This window comes from Candidatus Dorea massiliensis AP6 (genome assembly GCF_964245105.1).
Lineage (GTDB): Bacteria > Bacillota > Clostridia > Lachnospirales > Lachnospiraceae > Laedolimicola > Laedolimicola intestinihominis.
In genome coordinates this window covers 1-14,774 of sequence record NZ_CAXTKW010000001.1, presented here as the reverse complement: position 1 = coordinate 14,774, position 14,774 = coordinate 1, and the positions used below count along the sequence as shown (strand labels likewise).

Genomic DNA, 14,774 nt, shown 5'->3' with positions numbered 1-14,774 from the left:
ATAACTTTTACCATTTACATATGATTTTCCAAAATAAGCCGAACCACATTCGTCACAATATAGATGCCAAAACAGGTCAGACTCTTTTTATAGCTTTTTGTTTTTCTTCCCTTGAAATAAAACACAACGCCTAATACAAAAAATACGCACACTGCAACGACTAATATTCTGTAAAGAAAAACTGTAAATTCCATCTTACTTTCCTCCCGATAATCAGACAACTCCTTGTCATCCATATCTTATTTTACCCACTGTATTTGTAATTTCATGATACTTGACCCATCTGAAATTGTCAATTATATTTCGCTTTTCATAATTGTTTTCTGTACATTCCACCATTTTTGTGCCGCTTTCATTAAGCAGCTTCCACAATCCAAGGCGGATTTCTATTCTTATCCTTGCTTTTCCAACCGGATAAGCCTATACTGACATAGGTATCTGTTTTACAAAAGAGAGGGGCTTTATCATGTCTGAAACCATAGAGAAAAAATCCTCCGGGCAGCACGGGATGCTGATGACCGAAGGCAGTATTCTTAAAAATATATTCTTATTTTCCATTCCGCTGATTCTGGGTAATCTGCTACAGCAAACTTACAATGCGGTGGACTCGATTATCGTGGGAAACTGTGTGGGAAGCAATGCGCTGGCCGCGGTTGGCGCGGGAGCGTCGCTGATCTATCTTTTGATTGCGTTCAGCCAGGGAGCCTCTGTGGGCGCGGGCATTATCATTTCTCAATATCTTGGGGCGCGGGATTCGGAGCATGTGCGGACTGCCGTTCATACAGCTGTCACAGTGGCCCTGATCCTAGGAGCGCTTCTGACCATCGGCGGGCTTCGATTCACCAGACCGCTTCTGATCTGGATGAATACGCCGGAGGAGGTGCTGGAGGACGCCGTGCTTTATCTGCGGATTTATTCCGGCGGCATGGTTTTTAATGTTCTTTACAATATGATGGCCGGTATTCTGAACGCCGCCGGCAATTCCAGGCGTTCGCTCCTCTATCTGGCTGCCGCGGCTTTCACGAACATTTTCATGGATGTACTTCTGATTGCGGTTTTGAAAATGGGCGTGGCAGGCGCGGCTATCGCTACGGATATGAGCCAGGCGGCGTCCTGTATTCTGGCTTTTCTGTTCCTGCTTCGCGTTCCGGCGGATTATCAGGTACATATTCCGGAGCTTCGCCTGAATGGCTTCATGGCTTTACAGATTTTGCGGGTGGGTCTTCCCACGGGTATCCAGAATATGGTCATTTCTCTGTCCAATATTCTGGTACAGGCTGCCGTCAACGGATACGGAACGGCTGCGATGGCCGGTTTCGGCGCTTACTTAAAGATCGACGGCTTCAATATCCTTCCGGTTTTGAGCTTTAGTATGGCGATCACAACCTTCGTGGGGCAGAATTACGGCGCCGGAAATCTGAAGCGCGTAAAAAAGGGCATGTGGGTGACCCTTGGCATGTGTATTGTATACACGGTCGTTACCGGCGCGCTGCTGTTGTTCTTCTCGCGCCCGGCTCTCAGCCTTTTCACCAAGGATTCCACGGTCATCGACTTCGGGCAAATCGCCATGCGGTATTTCTGCCCCTTTTATTGGCTGCTTGCCATTCTTCACGCGCTGGCGGGTACCGTCCGTGGAACCGGCAAAACGGTGCCGCCCATGGTGGTTCTGCTTCTGTCCCTCTGTCTGTTCCGTATCCTCTGGATCCGGCTTATTCTGCCTGGCTTCCATGGGATCGAAGGCGTCTACATCCTGTACCCGTTTTCCTGGGCGCTGGGTATGGTGCTGATGATTCTGTATACCTGGAAGGGAAAATGGATGAGTGCATAAAAGAAGCGGGGCGTTGCAGTTCGTCTGCAACGCCCCGAATGTTACTGTTTTATTTCCTTAACGCCCGCGCTTCCGGATCAGGAGGATCGTAAGCGTGATCCCGATCCCCAGCAGAGAAGCACCTGCCAGACAGATGGCCACGACCGTACTTGCACCGATGGCAGGCGGCGTGCTTTCTGTATTTTCCGGCTCGGAATTGTCCTGATCGTCCCGGACACGTCCGGCATTGATGGTGGTACCATCGGCCAGAGTGAGGATCAGGTCGCCCTCCTCATTGATCTGCGCGCCGTCGATTCCGGCAGCAACCGTGCCGTCCTTGCCGTCTTCTCCCTTTTCGCCGTCCTGGCCCTTGGCGGGAACCCCGGTGTCCAGGTCACCCAGCCACCAATTGCCGTTCTCACCGACAGTCGGCGTGACACCGTCCCTGGCCACGGCCGGATAGCCCGTATCCTCGCCGTCGATAAACCAGTTCCCGTTCTCGCCGATCTCTGGGGTGTTGCCGACAGCCTTGACCTCGGTATCCACATCCCCGACCCAACACGGAAATCAGCGGTTTTCTTCCAGCGCGTTTTCATATGGTGTCTGGCGGGGCTGCACCGGCTGATTGGGAACAACTATCGGTTCAGCATTTCAGGTAAGGCCAGAGAGAACATGGAGACGGTCAAACGTAGCAGCAACAATGTGATCGAGTTTCTGCAATCTGAGGGCTACATCCGTTTCAAGGCTGACAGCGAAGCCAGCTCGAAGGCGATCTATGAAGCCTACACAAGATGGTGCGACGATAACGCACAGAAGCCTATGTGGGGATATGTTTGCGAACCTGACCATGAATGTCAAATCAACGCTGATGGTGATTCGTTGTAGACACCCGTCAAATTGTCGGGACGGCATCTCTGTAAATCCTGCACTTTGCGGGATGCTGTTTTCTGAAATATTTTGTATAATATTATCAATGAATAAGAAAAAGGAGGTACTCATTATGGCATTTTCTCTCGACAGCAAGGTAAAGGACATTCTGAAGAATCCGGCTGCAGCAGCTGTTCTGGACAAGTACAGCCCTGATGCTTCCAAGAACCCGCAGATGAAGCTCGTCGGCGGTCTGACGCTGCGCAAACTCGCCAGCTTCCCGCAGTCGGCGTTCCTGCAGCCCCATCTGGAGGAGCTGGACAAGGAGCTTCAGGCGATCGAGTAATTACCGAAGCCAAAAAGGAGCCTGACCACAGGCTCCTTTTTGTATGCTGCATGAAAGGAAAACAATATGGATCTGAAAAAACTGTTTGGATATGAGGGAAAAACGGTTGTCGTTTCCGGAACATACTCCGGCATGGGACTGGCTGCGGCACGGCTGCTGCAGGAGCTCGGGGCAAACGTTTATACGATCTGCCGCCGCAACGGGCGGCACAGTAAGCTGGATTTTCCAGTCGCAGGCGAGCTGTACGCCGACTTCGGCGTCAAGGCGGATCTGGATGCGCTTGCAGATGCGCTGCCGGAAACGATCGATGCCATGTTCCTCTGCCACGGTATCGCGCTGAAAGCGGATGCCTCCAATGCGCTGGAGGTGCAGAAGGTCAATTTCCTCATTCACAAATATCTGCTAGAAAAGACGCTGCCAAAAATTGCGGAGAACGGCTCTGTCAATATCATCGCCTCGACCGGCGGCTTTGGCTGGCAGGATGCCTTTGCAGACTGCGCAGCAGTCGTAAATGCCCCGAGCTATGAGGCTGCGCTCGACTGGTATGCCGCGCACCCTGATGTCATTCAGAACGGCTATGTCTTCTCCAAGCAGTGCCTGTGCACGTATGTCAAAATGAAAGTCCACGCGCCGGAATACATCGACCGCAAAATTCGCCTGAATGCCATCAATCCCGGCAATACGATCACGGGACTGACCGATGAGTTTAACCGGAACACCTCGCCAAACGGCGACGCAGCCGAGGGAAAGGCCGTCATTGAGGCGATTTTTCTGGACAGCTGGAACGGTCGCTGGGCAACCGCGGAGGAAATGGGCTATCCTCTGGTCGCCATCGGCAGTCAGATCTTCTCTTATATGAGTGGTCAGATCATTTATTTTGACTACGGCATGAGCAGCGTCTGGGAAACAGATGCGCTGGACGCCGCACCCAACTGATTTTGCCCGGTTCATCCCTTCAAAATGGGCGGCACTCCGATTGGAGCGCCGCCCGTTTTATGTGCCTGTCAAATCTGCGGGACAAAAACCCCGGCGTTCTGACCGCCGTCGGCGAGAATGTCCACGCCGTTGATGTATCCGGCCCCGGAAGAGCAGAGGAACGCCGTCAGTGCGCCCATCTCATACGGATGCCCCCAGCGCCCGGCGGGGATCAGCTCGAGCTGGTTTTCTGCCGTCTCCGGCTGATTGTCGATGAGCTTCTGGTGCATGGGCGTGAGCAGCCGGTCATAGAAATCCGGCTCATTCCATGCTTCAAACGCCTGCGACCACTCGTCTGTCTGCGGCATGGTGTAGGCAGCGACGGAGGAGAAATTGATCATCACGCCGCCCCCGGCCAGCACCAGATAGAATGCCTCGACCATATTGACCGTACCGGCCGCGTTGATACGGATAATATTTTCCGTCGCCGTGTCGCTCGGCGAGACGCCGGAGGTATGGATGACCTGCGTCACGTCACCGAGGGAAGCGGCGAACTCTGCCAACGCCTGCACCTGCGCGCGATCCGCGATGTCCGTTTTGCAAAGGTGCCTCTCCACGCCAAGCTCGTCCAGCTCCACTTTTGCCGCTTCCATCTTTGCGAGGTTGCGCCCCGCCAGCACGATCACGGACGTTTTTCCGAGTTCCTTACAGATCGCCTTTTCCCATGCCGCCGTGACCGCCTGTCACGACCGTAATTGTTTTCTTCATGTGTGACCTCCCTGATTTGGATACAGCACAGGCGGCTCTGTATAGGCCGCCTGTGCTGTGTTTTCGTTTGTATTCTTTCAGAAGCACGTCCAGCCGCCGTCGCATTTGAGTTCTTCGCCGTTCACATAGCGGGACTGGTCGCTGGCAAGGAATAAAATCGCATCTGCCAAGTCCTCCGGCATGGCCAGCTCGCCGGAGAACTCCAGCAGCTTGCTGGTCCTGCCGAAGCCGAACTCGTCGGCGGGCGGCATGACCAGCGGAATATCGGTCACGACGCCGCCGGGCGAGAGCGCGTTGCAGCGGATGCCCTCCTCCATGTACATGAACGCCGTGTTCTTCGTCGCCGCCAGCACCGCGCCCTTGCTCGCGCAGTAGGCCGCGCCCGCGGTCTGGTGCGTTGCGCCGACGGAGCAGATGTTGACGATTACACCGCCGTCGCCCTGTGCCAGATACTGTTTGCATTCCTCGCGCAGGCCGTACATCAGGCCGAACGTGTTGATGCGGAACGTCTTTTCCAGCATTTCATCCGACATATCGGCAATGGCGGTATTGTCGTCCATCACGCCCGCGCAGTTGACGGCAACGTCCAGCCGTCCAAACGTCTCGACTGCCTTTTTCACCATGCCCACGGCTACCGCCGGGTCGCCGCCGTCGCCCGCGTACCACGTCATTTCACCGGGAGCATCCTTGCATTCCTCGGCCAACTCCTTCAGGCGTTCTTCGCGGCGGGCGACCGCCACGACCTTCGCGCCCTCGCGGCAGAACAGCTCCGCCGTGGCGCGCCCGATCCCGGCGGAAGCGCCGGTCACGATGCAGACTTTACCATCTAATCTTCCCATAATGTCCTCCTCAGCAGAAAACCTTGTTTACGACAACAGCGGGCGAATCGTTGCAGCCGACGGTCAGCTCCGCGCCGTCGGGCACGTCCGCGCAGACGGTGGCGAAGCCAATGTTCTTGTTCACGGTATAGCCGTAGATGGTCTGCGCGCAGCGGCCGACCTCGACGCCGTACCAGTACACACGCTCCCAAATGGAGATATCCTCCGTCGATTCGCGGGAAAATTCCAGACCGACCATACGGTATTTCGGGTGCTCTTTCCGTGCCAGCGCCGCTTCTTTGCCGATAAAGTCCTTGTCGGCGGCGACCGCCCAGCCGAGACCGCACTCATACGGGCTTAAATGCTTGAAGTCCTGCTTCAGTGCAAAGCCCTTTTCCATCGGGATGGAACGGACGTAGACCTCGAGCGTCTGCAGCTCGCGGCCGCCGACGGACGCGACTGCCTTCAGCGCCAAGTCGTGAACTTCCGCGCTCTTGTCGAATGCGGAGTAGATCTCATATCCGTTTTCGCCGGTGAAGCCGGAGCGGTGGATATAAACGGGGATATCGCCGAGCTTCCGCTCACAGATGCCGAAGCGCTTCAGGTCGTCGACCGGCGCGTCCAGCATGGCGTTCATCGCCTTGAGGCTGTCCGGGCCCTGCACGGCGTACATATCCCAGTCGTAGGTGATGATCTTCGCGTGAATATCAGCCTCTCCCTTGTGCTGCTCGATCCACGGCAGCAGGCGCGGGCCGTAGAGGTCGGAGACCCAATACAGGCCGTCCGCCATGTGCATAACGATCACGTCGTCGATGATCTCGCCGTTTTCGTCCAGCGAGGCGGTGTATTTCGAGCGCCCGACGGCGACCTTAGAAATGTCGCTGATATAAATTTTTTGCAGGACTTCCAGTGCGTCCTTGCCGGTGATCTCCACCAGATCGTGCGTCCAGCGGTAGAAGCCGACCCCTTTGCGGATGGCTTCGGCATCGGCGCGCGCAACTTTGTCTTCCTTAAACAGCATATTCCCGCACCTCCTTACAGCATCCGCAGGTCTTCCTTGCGGATAACCTTGATGAGCATATCTTCCTCGTCACGGTCCTCAATGACGCAGGACCATTCCGGACTGACGAGCGTCTTTGCCGCGCCGTTCCACTGCGCTTCGTAGGCGTCGACCAGCTCGTCGAGCGGCGCCATCTCATAGCGTGCAGTGAAGTCCTCTGATTTGACCTTGATCCATGTCTCGTCCTTCGTCCAGCGCACCATCTCATACGGCACCTGCTGCACGTCGAGCATATAGCGGATATATCCGCCGAGGATCCGGCCGTCGTTCTCGTCCATCTCGTGTGGCACGCCGAGGTAGCTGCGCAGGCCCTCTTTGGCGAACGGATCGATGAACTGGTTCTTGCCGGCAGTCGCAAAGACGATACGGAACACGCGCAGGAACTCGTCTTCATCGGGGGCCATGTCCTTGATGGCCATCATCGGGAACTGGATGGACCAGACCCAGCCCATCTGCGCGACCCAGTGGTACGCTTTTTCGAGCGACGTTTCCTCGCCGAAGTTCTGCGTGTACTGCCCGTTGCGCAGGCACTGGCCTTCCTTGACCATACGCTCGCGCGGGGTGTCGTGGATGGGGTCGACGGGCTGCTGCATGTGGTCGAGCCATCCCTGCTTGGGAAGGCCGTACACGTCGCGGCGCTCCGCGACGACGCGGCAGTGCTTGTTGCCGCAGCCTCGGGCCTGACACATGTTGAGCGCGACCTCGTTCTCCGTGCCCTTGGAGGACGCGAGGTCGAAGTTCGCCGTGAACATACTGGTCGTCATGTTGCAGAGCTCACTGCCGACGATGTCCCACGGACAGGTGTCGAGCTCCTTTTCCACACGGTTGCGCGTGAACTGCACGACGCGGCCCGCCATGTTCTCCCACTCATCGCCGGAGTCGCCGGTGATGCCGCCGAGCCAGCTCGACTTTTCGCACAGCTCCGGGATGTTGAAGGCTTCATAGAGCGAAGCGTTGACATAGTTCTTCTGTTCCTCCGGGGTTCCCGCGACGGCCATATTCATCATGTTGGCGATGTCGCAGATGGCTTCTGTGCGTTTTTCCCAGCTTGGCTCGAAAATCCGCATGACCTGGAAAAGGTTGGCGGTCATGGCGGCGATCTGGCGGTTCAGCTGCCGGTAGGCTTCCTCCTCTGTGATGAGCTTGCCCCACGCGGTCGCGAAGCATTTCCTGGAATCCAGTTTTTCTTTCAGCATGGTATTCCTCCTATTTTGTTTTTACGATACATCTATTATAAGCCGCTGGACACACAGCGAAAATCCTACAAAAAGTTTGTTTTTTGCAGCTTGCAATCGTTCACTTTGTATACTGGAAAGTCATACAATTTGCAGGTGTGATTTTTGTGCAAAACAGCAATTTTAACGCGAATTCACATGCATAACCATTTAAATTGTACGGTTATGCATTGACAGTCAGGAGCAGTCGAAATATAATAAAATGAACAAAAATTTGAAATGAGGGACTGCTTATGAAGCTGTGCGCGGATATTCTCTATTGGAAGTTGAAGGAGGAACTGAAAGCCGTCGAGATGCACGGTGCTGGCAGCCAGGAATTAAAGCTGATCCGGCCGGAATTTTATCTCGACCAATCACAGACCTTTGAGAAAAACCGCGTCTACGTCTGTTCCGCCGATCATCTGCCCGTGCATCCGTCGCTGAACGAGAATGTGTGCCTCGTCTGCCTCGGGCAGCACTGGAATCTGACGACATTTTATAACCGGTGCAGCGTGATCGTCATCGAAGCCGACACGGATATTTTCCGCGTGTTTAATCTAGTGCAGCACATTTTTGATCGGTATGAAGCATGGGAAGAACAACTATGGCACATCCTCCGCCATGGAGCGGGTCTGCCGCAAATGCTGACGGCTAGCCGGGGCGTCTTTGAAAATCCAGTGCTGCTCATTGGCTCAGACTTCCGTTACCTAGCGGTTACGGATGAGGAATATTTTCAAAAGGATCTCGGCATCCGATTAGACACCGAAACCTTCGACGCAGAGAAAATGGCGACATTTTTGTCCCTGCATGATCTTTCTACCCATGTGCACGAGCCGCTCCTGCTGGAACTGCAAAATACGCGAACGTTGTCGGTCAATGTGTTCGATCAGGAGGAATACCTCGGCTGTCTTACGGTGTTTGAGGCGTTCCGGCCGCTGCGGGAGTCTGATCGGTCGCTTGCTGTCTTCTTTGCCAAGCTCCTGCGGCAGGCCATCCAGCAGAATCCTGTCCTGGCAAGTACCCGTTCCGCCGTCCGCCGTGCGCTGCGCAGCGTCATTGCCGGGCAGCCGGTCGATTTTGAGCTGCGGCGGGCGCTCAGCCAGGAAAATGGGAAGACGGACTGGGTCTGTGTCCGGCTCCAGCCGAAGGCCGGCGCAACTTTCCTGCCCGGCGCTTATCTTTCCGCCGCTCTGGAGGAACGGCATCCCGGCGCAATGGCGTTTGAATATGAACGTGCTGTCGTTGCATTTTTGCCCGCTGAACAGGCAGAAAGGGAAACAACGGCGCAGCTCTTGCCGCTGCTGGACAGGCTGGGACTGGTCTGTGGTGTTTCCAGCGTGTTTTCCAATTTGTATGAGACGAATCAGGCGTGGTTTCAGGCGTCCAGCGCACTGCAAAACGGGCTTTCGCGGGACGAGAGCAGCGTTGTATTCTATTTTCAGGACTATCTGCTGCTCCAGCTCCTGTCCGGTGCGTTGGCTGGCCGGCCCTCGTGGGTCTATTACCCGGACGGCCTGAAAAAGCTTAAGGCGCACGACGAGGGCTCGCAGGTCTCGTATCTGGAGACGCTGCGCGTCTACCTTGACAACAATCTTTCCGTTACCAAAACGGCGGCAGCGCTCTATCTGCACCGTTCGACGCTCTTAGACCGCCTCGCTCATATCACACAAATGCTCGGCTGCAACTTGAAAGACCCTGACTTTTGCCTTACCCTCGGTATCATTCTCAGAGCCGAGCTGGAGCAAAATCGGGTGAATCAATCGCATTAAGGCAAAGATGAACCTTGCATTTTTCTTCTAACACCCCCTATGTAGTTTGTTTTCCTACATAGGGGCGTTTTGCCTATTGTCCGCTTTTACTGTTCGGTTCAGATTTTGCATAGGGCGTTCTTTTATGAAAAAATACCCTTGACAAATCTCGTCTCATAACGCCCCATTTGATTTTTCTCATGTTAAAATCCTCCTCTTATATAAAAAATTCAAATTAACTCTCCGTTAAAAATTGCCGTCAGCAACGCGCCGGTACAGCCAATCCTTGTAGATTCCGTTCCGAAAAATGCCTTTACAATCGGAATCTTACGATATTTTCGAAATATCTGACGACAGTTCAGAATCTCTTCTGCCTGCAGCAGATAATAATCCGGAATCCACCACCCCTCATGTCCTATGATGACCCTCTGCGGATTGAAACTGTTGCAAAAACTGATAAGACCACATGCAAGCTTTTCTGTCATATCCGAAAAGATGACATCCATCTTTTTTTCCCGCTCTGTCCATTCCATTCCCTTTTCTTTTTTTACAAGCGCGTCCTCCATCTCACTGCAGAAGGCTGCAAAGGGTTTCCCATCGCCCGTAGCTTCCATAAGCCTTCTCTCTATGATATCACTCGATATATATTTTTCCAGACAGCCTCTGTTTCCGCAGTCGCAGGGAATCCCATTCCAGTCAATGCTGGTATGGCCCAGTTCACAAATCATACCGGTCCCGTTTTTGTACAACTCTCCATTTACGATTACTCCCACGCCCACGCCATTTCCCAGACCCACATAAAGGAAATCATCGCAGTCGCTGCCACTGCCGTAATACTTTTCCGCAATCGCGGCACAATTACATTCTCCGTCAAAATATGTCGGCAGATGATATCGCGTCTGAATTTTTCGTTTCACTTCCAAATCATGAAGTCCATAAAAATCGATGGGCGTCAGAATTTCTCCATAAAGCGTATCCACCGGTCCCATGGAGCCAATTCCAATCCCGAAAATCTTTTCCTCCGGAAATGTATCCAATATCTCATCAATCGACCGAAATATATGAGGGAAAAACTCTTCCGCCACGTTTTCGTTCATCTGGTATTCCAGTTTTTTCAGAACCTGCAAATGCATATCACAGAGAAAAACACTGCATCGTTCCCGATGAATATGCACACCAATCAGCTTCGGCGCCCTGTGGGAAATACAAAGCTGAATCGGATTACGTCCCTTTCCATCCACCTGCATTTTTTCCCGTTCTTCCAGAACTCCCTGCTCCAGAAACTCATTGACGATATAGGTCACTGTCATTTTTGACAACCCGGTTTGCTGCGCCAGCTCGATGCGCGAACTGCATTCCCCCGTGGCGATAAGCTGGAGAATCAGCCCCCGGTTTTGCTGCTTCAGTCTTGTGTTGTTGACTCCTGTTTTCGGCATAAAAGCTGCCTCCCAAGTAAATATCTTTTCTCTATCTGTATTCATAAAACAGTTTTACTTTATCTCTATTTATATAATACATTGCTCTTACTATTTGTCAAGATAAAAGTAAATTCATTTTACAAATACACTAAAGAGCACAAAAAAAGTCCCCGAAGCTGCTCCGAGGACTTTTTTGTACCGAATTCACTCTCTTTTTTACGCAAACATGGAAAATGCCATAACCACGATTCCGAGAATCACCAGAATCACACCCGTCACCCGGTTCAGGGTCTTCGGGGTCGCTTTATTGGCAAACACCGCCGCGATTCGCGCCCAGAGCAGGGTAAAGATCACGCAGAGAATCCAGTCCGTCCAGTCCGGCGTGCCACCGATGGCGAAATGAGATACCGCTCCGGTAAATGCTGTGAAGGCCATGATAAACACACTGGTTCCCACCGCTGTCTTCAGCTCGTAGCCCAGCACCGAGGTCAGGATAAGAAGCATCATCATACCGCCGCCTGCGCCCACGAAGCCGCAGATAAAGCCGATAAGGATACCACAGACCACGGACTGAATCGCCCGCTTCTTCGCAGATACGCCCTGCATGGCCTCCTTCGTGGTCATAACCGGCCGCACGATGAATTTGATGCCCAGCAGGAATGTCATAAAGACAGAAAAGGTTCCCATGGTCGTGGACGGCACCAGACTGGATACCCAGCTTCCCACCACCGTAAATACCAGCACACTGACCATCATAATCAGACCGTTTTTCACATCCAGATTTCCATTTTTCTTATAGGTATAAGCGGATACGGCGCTGGCCAGCACGTCCGAGGAAAGGGCGATGCCTACCGCCATATAGGGCTCCATTCCCAGGAATGTAATCAGCATGGGGCTGATGACCGCCGCTGCGCTCATACCGGCAAACCCGGTTCCAAGACCTGCTCCCATGCCGGCAAAAAATGTCACAAAAAAAGTAAGTAAGATTTTCATTTTAATGTTCTCCCTTCAAGATTTCTTCTGCGTTCTTTCCAATGCTGTCCAGGGTCTCCACAAACACCCTACGGGTTTCTTCATCCACCTGCGCAAACAGCTTTTCGCCAAAAGCCAGCTGTACTGCCCGCCCCTCTTTGATGAGCGGTTTCGCCTTTTCCGTGCAGAGAAGCTCTGTTTTTCGCCGATCCCCTGCTACGCTTCGGCGCTTGAGATACCCCTCCTGCACCAGCCGCTCCACGTTGACTGATACCAGATTTGCCTTGATATCCCGCACCTCCACGATATCACGGGCAGTCCGATATTCCGGGTTATTACCCAGGAACATCAGGATGTCGAAGGCTGTCTGCGGAAGACCGAGCTTTTTGCATAAAGGCTTGCACATGGCATTGTAGGCCAGAAGGAGCTTCCTTGGAAATTCAATTTCCGTAACCATTTCATTCTCCTTTTATTTCTTTTTTGGATAGTTCATTTTTGAACTATTATAACACAGAGAGCGATAAATGCAAGAGAAAAAGACCGGAAAAACGGATTCCGATCTTTTTTCTCTCATATCCCAATCTTTACTTATAACTGTTTTACTTCCGGATATCCACCATCCAGCCATTCTCCAGCGCACTCTCGGTATCCCCTGTATTGTCCAGGTTCAGATACATTTCGCCAAGCTTGTCTGCAGGAACCGCGAAGGCCGCATGGACCGTAACGGTCTCGCCGGACTTCAATGTGTCGATGTAGTTATTACCCCGCTCACCGCCGTGGACGTCGTAGGCGCCGACTTCAGCAGTCAGCATCAGGCCTTCCTCGACGACATAGTCCCACTCATCACCTGCAGCGGGTGTTTCCAGTTCCCGATGCCATACGCTTGCTTGGTCGCCTTTGGACTCCAGAAGCTGGATTGAACCGTTGTACATGATATCGGTCAGTGTGTCACTTCCGGTATTGGTATATTCGATGGTCACGTAGACCAGCTTATTTTCGGATTTTTCCGTCTTTACTACCTGAGCCAGGGTATCGACACCGTCTCCTTCCCTGATGTAGGAAATGGTGCTGCTCTTCAGGTTTCCATTTGCGTCAAAGGCGGTGGCTGCGTCCGTGTCCAGCATGCCCTCCGGCAGGATGTTTTTGTTATCAGCCACCTGTACATCCGTCACCTTCGCGGTCAGACCCGGCAGCTTCTCCAGGCTGTTGTTTTCCATATCCATGGTCGCGCCGATACTCTCTGCTTTTTCCAGCAGCTTTTTGGAAAAGGTCATTCCTACCGAATCCGTACTTTCCTCTGCCAGGGCATTCGCTTTCTCTGCTTCCAGATAGCTGCTCCAGTTGTAGCAGAGCAGCACATCGTCCCCGGTGGTCTCCTCTGTCGGCATTACGGTTACGCCCTGAGCGATTTTCAGGGCTTCTTCTTTTGATACATCAGAGCTTATCAGCATTTCCAGTACCAGATGCTCCTCCGGATAGGTCACGTACAGACTCTGGTTGTAGGCATTCAGCGCGGTTTTCAGATAGACACTGTCGCGCCCATTGACCTTCCGTTCTTCTTTTTCCGTCACGTTGTAGCTGAGTTTTTCAAAGGAAGTATCTCCGGTATCCATGTAATAGCAGCCCATGGTCACGCCGCCCCGGCCATCCCGGTAGTTGTATTTGCCCTCCTCGGTCTGTACCATGCCGTCAGGCAGGTAGGATGCCTGTATCTTCACATAGTGCTGTTCGTCTGCGGCGGACACTGCGCTGTCCTGCGCGCCGTCCTGACGCTCCTGCTTTGTCTCGTAAGCGTACTTTCCCACCTGGTTATTTTTCAGTCCGTAGAGCACGCCTGCAAACACGGTGGTTCCGAGGGCCAGTGTAGCGGCGGCTACCGCTACGGCCAGCCGTTTCTTCAGAATGTGGCGTCCGGCTTTTCGATTTCCGGGAAGCACATCCGGTTTTGCCAGCTGCTTTTCTATCTCCTGTTCGATCATCTGCCGCATGCTCTCCGGCATGTTCGGGAAATCACGGTTCATATTTTCTAATTTCATACCCTGCTCCGTCCTTTTCTTTTTACTAAAATTTATTGACAAATGTTCTATGAATTCCATGCGTTTTTCTGTCTGTGCAGAACCTTTGCTCCGTATCCCATCCCTTTTTACTGCGCTGTCCGCTCGGCCAGTTCGTTTCTAAGCCGCTGTCTGGCCCGGGCCAGGCGGTTCTTCACGGCGCTTTCGGTAGTCTCCATCATAGCCGCGATCTCCCGCACGTTGTAGCCCTCCAGATAGTAGAGAGTTACGCTTAATCGCATCTCCTCCGGCAGCCGGTAAATAGCCTCATAGAGCTCTGAGTAATCCTTTTGCTCCTCCGTCTTTTCCTCCTGACGGTACTCCTCCAGGGATACGACGCGCTTTTCCCGCCGCATGACGCCGTAGCATTCATTGATCAGAATCCGCATAAGCCAGGTTTTCGCATAAACGTCCTTTTTCAATGTATCTAATTTGGAAAATGCCTTTACGATGGCCTCCTGGATGGCGTCGGCGCAGTCCGCGTCGTTGTACAGGAGCGTCTTGGCCACATGGTACATGGCATCCTCCGATGCCACAATTAATTCTCCCAGTTCTTCTTTTTTCATAGGTTCCTTCCCGCCGGCTTTGGTTGTCTGGTTGCGCGCTTTTTTTGCTTTACATAGATTAGATGCATGGGAACAGGGTTTGGTCGCATGCATCCGGAAAAAATTTATTTTCACTGTATTATATCAAAAAACGGCTGTCCGAATCTGATATGTACCCAGAATCCTGGACACATTGATTTATGAATTAGGCACAGCAACACATGGATGCTTTCCTGTATTTT

At 52.9% G+C, this 14,774-nt stretch carries 15 protein-coding genes; 5 read left to right on the top strand and 10 right to left on the bottom strand.

Annotated elements, in window-relative coordinates; all coding sequences use genetic code 11:
• Positions 1-466 precede the first annotated feature (466 nt).
• Positions 467-1,828, top strand: a complete 1,362-nt coding sequence (locus ACESZP_RS00075) for an MATE family efflux transporter (protein ID WP_178040115.1) — start codon at positions 467-469, stop codon at positions 1,826-1,828.
• Positions 1,829-1,885: 57 nt separating this feature from the next.
• On the opposite strand, the gene ACESZP_RS00070 is transcribed toward ACESZP_RS00075, so the two are convergent.
• Positions 1,886-2,260: a hypothetical protein gene (locus ACESZP_RS00070; protein WP_499707636.1), complete on the bottom strand. Its 375-nt coding sequence runs from the start codon at positions 2,258-2,260 to the stop codon at positions 1,886-1,888.
• A 219-nt stretch (positions 2,261-2,479) separates the two neighbouring features.
• On the opposite strand from ACESZP_RS00070, the gene ACESZP_RS00065 reads away from it, so the two are divergent.
• The 3 genes from ACESZP_RS00065 (at position 2,480) to ACESZP_RS00055 (ending at position 3,956) form a co-directional block, all read left to right on the top strand.
• Complete coding sequence (locus tag ACESZP_RS00065) at positions 2,480-2,692, top strand: hypothetical protein (protein WP_499707635.1); 213 nt, start codon at positions 2,480-2,482, stop codon at positions 2,690-2,692.
• Positions 2,693-2,807: 115 nt separating this feature from the next.
• Positions 2,808-3,020, top strand: a complete 213-nt coding sequence (locus ACESZP_RS00060; protein ID WP_022221317.1) for a hypothetical protein — start codon at positions 2,808-2,810, stop codon at positions 3,018-3,020.
• Between the two features lie 66 nt (positions 3,021-3,086).
• Positions 3,087-3,956, top strand: coding sequence for an SDR family oxidoreductase (locus ACESZP_RS00055; RefSeq protein WP_499707634.1), 870 nt, complete (start codon positions 3,087-3,089; stop codon positions 3,954-3,956).
• 68 nt (positions 3,957-4,024) lie between these two features.
• Here the strand turns inward: ACESZP_RS00055 and ACESZP_RS00050 are convergent, their stop codons facing one another.
• From ACESZP_RS00050 to ACESZP_RS00035, 4 genes are all read right to left on the bottom strand, one after another.
• Positions 4,025-4,648 carry an SDR family oxidoreductase gene (locus tag ACESZP_RS00050; protein ID WP_499707923.1) on the bottom strand — a complete coding sequence of 208 codons (624 nt, stop codon included), beginning with the start codon at positions 4,646-4,648 and terminating at the stop codon, positions 4,025-4,027.
• A 132-nt stretch (positions 4,649-4,780) separates the two neighbouring features.
• Positions 4,781-5,542 (bottom strand): SDR family NAD(P)-dependent oxidoreductase, encoded by a 762-nt coding sequence (locus ACESZP_RS00045; protein WP_440323014.1) that lies wholly within the window; start codon positions 5,540-5,542, stop codon positions 4,781-4,783.
• Positions 5,543-5,552: 10 nt separating this feature from the next.
• Entirely contained in the window at positions 5,553-6,542 is a 990-nt protein-coding gene (locus tag ACESZP_RS00040) for a glycine cleavage T C-terminal barrel domain-containing protein (RefSeq protein ID WP_440323015.1), read from the bottom strand.
• Positions 6,543-6,556: 14 nt separating this feature from the next.
• Entirely contained in the window at positions 6,557-7,777 is a 1,221-nt protein-coding gene (locus ACESZP_RS00035) for a hypothetical protein (RefSeq protein ID WP_349163936.1), read from the bottom strand.
• 272 nt (positions 7,778-8,049) lie between these two features.
• Here ACESZP_RS00035 and ACESZP_RS00030 point away from each other — a divergent pair, with 272 nt between their 5' ends.
• On the top strand, positions 8,050-9,564 hold the full coding sequence (locus ACESZP_RS00030; RefSeq protein WP_499707633.1) for a PucR family transcriptional regulator: 1,515 nt from the start codon (positions 8,050-8,052) through the stop codon (positions 9,562-9,564).
• A gap of 209 nt (positions 9,565-9,773) precedes the next feature.
• Here ACESZP_RS00030 and ACESZP_RS00025 read toward each other — a convergent pair whose 3' ends face one another.
• The 5 genes from ACESZP_RS00025 to ACESZP_RS00005 form a co-directional block, all read right to left on the bottom strand.
• Positions 9,774-10,979 (bottom strand): ROK family transcriptional regulator, encoded by a 1,206-nt coding sequence (locus ACESZP_RS00025; RefSeq protein ID WP_440323016.1) that lies wholly within the window; start codon positions 10,977-10,979, stop codon positions 9,774-9,776.
• A 198-nt stretch (positions 10,980-11,177) separates the two neighbouring features.
• The gene (locus ACESZP_RS00020; protein ID WP_499707632.1) at positions 11,178-11,954 is read right to left on the bottom strand and encodes a sulfite exporter TauE/SafE family protein; all 777 of its coding nucleotides are present in this window, start codon (positions 11,952-11,954) and stop codon (positions 11,178-11,180) included.
• A 1-nt stretch (position 11,955) separates the two neighbouring features.
• The gene (locus ACESZP_RS00015) at positions 11,956-12,390 is read right to left on the bottom strand and encodes a MarR family winged helix-turn-helix transcriptional regulator (protein WP_349163940.1); all 435 of its coding nucleotides are present in this window, start codon (positions 12,388-12,390) and stop codon (positions 11,956-11,958) included.
• 142 nt (positions 12,391-12,532) lie between these two features.
• Entirely contained in the window at positions 12,533-13,969 is a 1,437-nt protein-coding gene (locus tag ACESZP_RS00010) for a DUF4367 domain-containing protein (protein WP_499707631.1), read from the bottom strand.
• A gap of 107 nt (positions 13,970-14,076) precedes the next feature.
• Positions 14,077-14,553, bottom strand: a complete 477-nt coding sequence (locus ACESZP_RS00005) for an RNA polymerase sigma factor (RefSeq protein WP_499707630.1) — start codon at positions 14,551-14,553, stop codon at positions 14,077-14,079.
• Between the last annotated feature and the right edge of the window lie 221 nt (positions 14,554-14,774).

Excerpts from the sequence above, each read along its gene's own strand:
- ACESZP_RS00005 (WP_499707630.1), bottom strand. The coding sequence starts at position 14,553 with ATGAAAAAAGAAGAACTGGGAGAATTAATTGTGGCATCGGAGGATGCC.
- ACESZP_RS00020 (WP_499707632.1), bottom strand. The coding sequence starts at position 11,954 with ATGAAAATCTTACTTACTTTTTTTGTGACATTTTTTGCCGGCATGGGA.
- ACESZP_RS00045 (WP_440323014.1), bottom strand. The coding sequence starts at position 5,542 with ATGGGAAGATTAGATGGTAAAGTCTGCATCGTGACCGGCGCTTCCGCC.
- ACESZP_RS00075 (WP_178040115.1), top strand. The coding sequence starts at position 467 with ATGTCTGAAACCATAGAGAAAAAATCCTCCGGGCAGCACGGGATGCTG.
- ACESZP_RS00035 (WP_349163936.1), bottom strand. The coding sequence starts at position 7,777 with ATGCTGAAAGAAAAACTGGATTCCAGGAAATGCTTCGCGACCGCGTGG.
- ACESZP_RS00065 (WP_499707635.1), top strand. The coding sequence starts at position 2,480 with ATGGAGACGGTCAAACGTAGCAGCAACAATGTGATCGAGTTTCTGCAA.
- ACESZP_RS00030 (WP_499707633.1), top strand. The coding sequence starts at position 8,050 with ATGAAGCTGTGCGCGGATATTCTCTATTGGAAGTTGAAGGAGGAACTG.
- ACESZP_RS00055 (WP_499707634.1), top strand. The coding sequence starts at position 3,087 with ATGGATCTGAAAAAACTGTTTGGATATGAGGGAAAAACGGTTGTCGTT.
- ACESZP_RS00060 (WP_022221317.1), top strand. The coding sequence starts at position 2,808 with ATGGCATTTTCTCTCGACAGCAAGGTAAAGGACATTCTGAAGAATCCG.
- ACESZP_RS00015 (WP_349163940.1), bottom strand. The coding sequence starts at position 12,390 with ATGGTTACGGAAATTGAATTTCCAAGGAAGCTCCTTCTGGCCTACAAT.
- ACESZP_RS00025 (WP_440323016.1), bottom strand. The coding sequence starts at position 10,979 with ATGCCGAAAACAGGAGTCAACAACACAAGACTGAAGCAGCAAAACCGG.
- ACESZP_RS00040 (WP_440323015.1), bottom strand. The coding sequence starts at position 6,542 with ATGCTGTTTAAGGAAGACAAAGTTGCGCGCGCCGATGCCGAAGCCATC.
- ACESZP_RS00010 (WP_499707631.1), bottom strand. The coding sequence starts at position 13,969 with ATGAAATTAGAAAATATGAACCGTGATTTCCCGAACATGCCGGAGAGC.